We start from the raw sequence: 3,654 nt of genomic DNA on the forward strand, positions 1-3,654 counted from the left end.
TCGCCAGCCGCGAGCTGGAGGATGACGCGATGGTCAACCTGCGCTTCGATGGCGGGGCCGTGGGGCGGCTCTGGACATCATCCGTTGCGCTTGGCCGTCAGCACGGTCTGACCCTGCAGGTCTTCGGCGAAAACGGCGGTCTGCGCTGGAGCCAGGAACAGCCCAACCAGCTTTACTGGATGCCGCTGCGGGGCCGGTTGCAGGTGATCGAACGCGGGGAAGGGGGGCTTTCGCCCGAGGCTGACCGGTCGAGCCGCGTGACCGTGGGCCATGCCGAGGGGATGCCTTTGGCCTTCGCCAATATCTACCGCGATCTGGCCGAGGCGATCCGGGCTGGGAAAGAGGGCCGTGCGATGGACCCTGCCGCCGATCTCTATCCGCGTGCCGAAGATGGTCTGCGGTCCATGGCGGCGGTATTTGCCGTGGCCGAGAGCGGGAAGGCGGATGGTGTCTGGGTCGATGCCCGCCCTCCGATGTTCCGAGAGGTATGAGGGATGCGCGGGGACGCGTTTTCGAAAACGCGTTGAAAGGCCCTTCGAAGGGCCTTCCCCGCTCACATCTCCGGGCGGAGCGTACCACGCTCAATGAGGGTCAGGGGCAGCAGGGTCTGCGTGACAGGGGTCTCTGGCTGTTCCGACAGAGCAATGGCCTGCCCGACCGAGACCGCAATGATCTCATCCAGAGGCTGGCGAATGGTGGTCAGGGTCACCAAATCCCAGGAGGCCGCCTCCATATCGTTGAACCCGATCAATCCCACATCACCGGGCACCTCGCGCCCGGCCTTTCGCAATACCCCTAGCGCGCCGATGGCAATCACGTCATCGCCGCAGAAATAGGCTTCGGCCAGGGGGCCGGAGTCCATCAGCCGTGACATCTCGACCGCGCCGGCGTCATGCGAATACGTGCTGGCGAAGCTTTCCCGCAGACGGCAACCGGGATGCCGGGCCAGTTCCTGACGAAAGCCCGCAAGCCGGTCCTGCGTGGTTGTCGCCCCGGCGGGGCCACCCAGAAACCCGATGTCGCGATAGCCCCGCGCCAGCAGCGCCCGCGCCGCCATGCGGCCTGCCTCGACATTGTCGATGCCCACCACCGGCACCTCGGGGTATCTGGTCGCCCGCCCGAACGCATGGACCACGGGCAGCCCTGCGGCCTTGCAATTTGCCGCAAAGGCTGCCGACAGGGTTGAGGACGCCACGATCACCGCATCCACCGAGTATTGCCGCAACATGCGAATGGCGGCCTCGGGGTCGGTATCCTCCGACAGGTTTACCAGCAGCGGGCGCAATCCACGGTCCTGGATGGCGCGGGTAAAGAGGTCGAAGACCTCCAGAAAGATCGGGTTTCGGAAGTTGTTGGACACCAGGCCGATCAGCTTGGTGCGCCCGGTGGACAGGCCCGAGGCCAGCGCGCTTGGTGCGTATCCAAGCTCTGCCGCGGCCTGTTCAACCTTGGATCGGGTCTTGGCGGAAACCGATGCGCCGGGTGTGAACGTCCGCGACACCGCCGAGCGCGAGACGCCCGCCCGCTCTGCCACATCCTTCAGGGTCACCGTCATCCCGGCCCGCTGCCTCCCGCTGTCCATCGTGCGGGAAATCAGACAGCGGGACGGGGCGAATTGCAACCGGTTCCTAAACCGGTCAGCCGACCGATTGCTCGGAGACGATCTCGCCGAAGCGGGTGAAGAACTTGCCCGACAGTTTCTTGGCGGTGCCCGCGATCAGCCGGCTGCCAAGCTGCGCGATCTTGCCGCCGATATCGACCGTGGCGGTATAGGCGAGGATGGTCTCGGGGCCGTCCTCGGTCAGGGTCACCTCGGCCCCGCCCTTTGCGAAGCCCGCCGCACCGCCCTTGCCTTCGCCGGTCAGCGTGAAGCCATCCGGCGCGTTCGTCGTGTCCAACGTCACCTCTCCTGCAAAGCGCGCCTTCACCGGGCCGATCTTCAGCACCACCTTGGCCTCCAGGTTCTCTGGCGAATGCTGGATCAATTCCTCGCAGCCGGGGATGCATTCGCGCAGGATCTCGGGGTCATTGAGCGCGCGGTACACCACGTCGCGGGGGGCTTGGATACGGATTTCGTCGCTCAGGTCCATGTCTTGTTTCCTCTGCTCAGCAACATCTGGGATAGGCGCGAAGGGCGGCTTCGGCCTTTTCTTCGGGGGTCATTTCCGGGGGCGCGGGCCAGCGGGCCCGAAACCAGTCACGCACGCTTTTCATCATGGCTGCTTTCCCTTTCGCTATCGGTATTTCGCCACAGCACGATCTCGGCAAGGATCGACAGCGCGATTTCATGGGGGTCGATGGCGCGGATATCGAGCCCGGCGGGGGATTTGAGCCGCGCCACGCGGGAGGGCTCCATGCCCTGATCGACAAGCTTCCCCGCCAGCACCTCGGCCTTGCGGCGGCTGGCCACCATCGACACGCGCCGCGCGGGCGTTTCCAGCGCCGCCTTCAGCGCCACACCGTCGCCCTTGCCCTGCGAGGCCACGACAACGAAATCGCGCGGTTCGATGCCCAGACTGTCGATCTCTTCGGGATCGAACCGCGTCGTGTTTGCCCCTTCGAAGGCCCCCGACACGAAAACGCGCAGCCCTGTCAGGGTCGCATGGGCCGCGAGCGCCCGCGCGATCGGGCTCTCGCCAAAGATCACCAGCCGGGGCGCGTGCTGGTAGGGTTCGATCAGCAGATCCACCGTGCCGCCTGAAGGGCAGCCGCTCTTGTAGGTCTGCACGCCGTCAGGGTCGGTCATGGCCACCACCTTGTCAGAGGGTTTCACGCGGATCATCCGGGGGGCGCCCTCGGCCAGTGCCTCGCCCGCCGCCGTGCGCACCGCCCGCTGCACGCAGGCCCCGCCAAGGTGCCCGAGGATGTCGCCGGTCCGCGTCACGGCGGCCTTGGCCCCGGCCTTGGCACTGGTCGCGTCCGCAGTGCGCAGCACGGTTGCGACGCAGAAGGCATCGCCTTCCTTGCGCAACCGCTCAACCGTGTCGAAGATGTCGAAACCTGCCATGGGATGTCCTTTCACAGCTTCCGGAATTCGGGTTCCAGCGCGGCCAGCGCATCAAGCGTGTTGGCCGGCAGGTGGGCGTCGAGATGGGGCAGCGCGGCCTGCATGGCCGCAGCGACGGGGGCGTAATCCGCCCAGCCTTTCAGCGGGTTCAGCCAAACGATGCGCCGGGCCTTGCGGCGGATGCGGGCCAGCACGTCGGCCAGTGCCTGCGGTTCTCGCGTGCAGTAGCCGTCCGACAGGATCAGCACGATGGTTCGGCCATTCAGCGCCCGTGCGCCGTAGCCCCCCAGGAAGCTTTCGAGGCTGCCGGAGATATCCGTGCCGCCGCCGAACCCCTCGGCCATCAGCGACAACCGCCCGGCGGCGCGGATGCTGTCATGATCGCGCAGCGCGTCCGTCACCCGCATCAGGCGCGTGTGGAAGAGGTAGGCATCCGCCTCGCAGCCGCTGCCGACAAGCCCTTTCAGAAACGCCAGGAACACACGGGAATAGACGGTCATCGAGCCGCTGACATCGCATAGTGCCACGATCCGCATGGGCCGGGGCGGGCGGGCGCGGCGATAGAGGTCCAGCGGCTCGCCCCCGCGCGCAAGGCTCGCCCGCTGGATGCGCCGCATGTCCAGGGCCGGTCCGCGCAGCGCCTGCTT

5 protein-coding genes are annotated in these 3,654 nt (G+C 66.8%); 1 reads left to right on the forward strand and 4 read right to left on the reverse strand.

Translation table 11 applies throughout. The features are described from left to right. Nucleotides 1-491 (forward strand): Gfo/Idh/MocA family oxidoreductase (locus BKY26_RS15995; RefSeq protein WP_245764464.1); only part of this gene is annotated, 491 nt, incomplete at its 5' end. 62 nt (nucleotides 492-553) lie between these two features. On the opposite strand, the gene BKY26_RS16000 is transcribed toward BKY26_RS15995, so the two are convergent. The 4 genes from BKY26_RS16000 to BKY26_RS16015 form a co-directional block, all read right to left on the reverse strand. Next, nucleotides 554-1,555 (reverse strand): LacI family DNA-binding transcriptional regulator, encoded by a 1,002-nt coding sequence (locus BKY26_RS16000; protein ID WP_071691386.1) that lies wholly within the window; start codon nucleotides 1,553-1,555, stop codon nucleotides 554-556. A gap of 82 nt (nucleotides 1,556-1,637) precedes the next feature. Beyond that, nucleotides 1,638-2,090, reverse strand: a complete 453-nt coding sequence (locus tag BKY26_RS16005; RefSeq protein ID WP_071691387.1) for an SRPBCC family protein — start codon at nucleotides 2,088-2,090, stop codon at nucleotides 1,638-1,640. Nucleotides 2,091-2,197: 107 nt separating this feature from the next. Then, the gene (locus BKY26_RS16010) at nucleotides 2,198-3,007 is read right to left on the reverse strand and encodes an XdhC family protein (RefSeq protein WP_071691388.1); all 810 of its coding nucleotides are present in this window, start codon (nucleotides 3,005-3,007) and stop codon (nucleotides 2,198-2,200) included. Between the two features lie 11 nt (nucleotides 3,008-3,018). Then, nucleotides 3,019-3,654, reverse strand: a 636-nt coding sequence (locus BKY26_RS16015; RefSeq protein WP_131541907.1) for a VWA domain-containing protein, incomplete at its 5' end; no start/stop codon positions are given.

This window comes from Nioella sediminis (genome assembly GCF_001879695.1).
In the GTDB taxonomy this organism is placed as follows: Bacteria; Pseudomonadota; Alphaproteobacteria; order Rhodobacterales; family Rhodobacteraceae; genus Nioella; species Nioella sediminis.

Coding starts and splice junctions, on each gene's coding strand:
- BKY26_RS16000 (WP_071691386.1), bottom strand. CDS start 1,555: ATGACGGTGACCCTGAAGGATGTGGCAGAGCGGGCGGGCGTCTCGCGC.
- BKY26_RS16005 (WP_071691387.1), bottom strand. CDS start 2,090: ATGGACCTGAGCGACGAAATCCGTATCCAAGCCCCCCGCGACGTGGTG.
- BKY26_RS16010 (WP_071691388.1), bottom strand. CDS start 3,007: ATGGCAGGTTTCGACATCTTCGACACGGTTGAGCGGTTGCGCAAGGAA.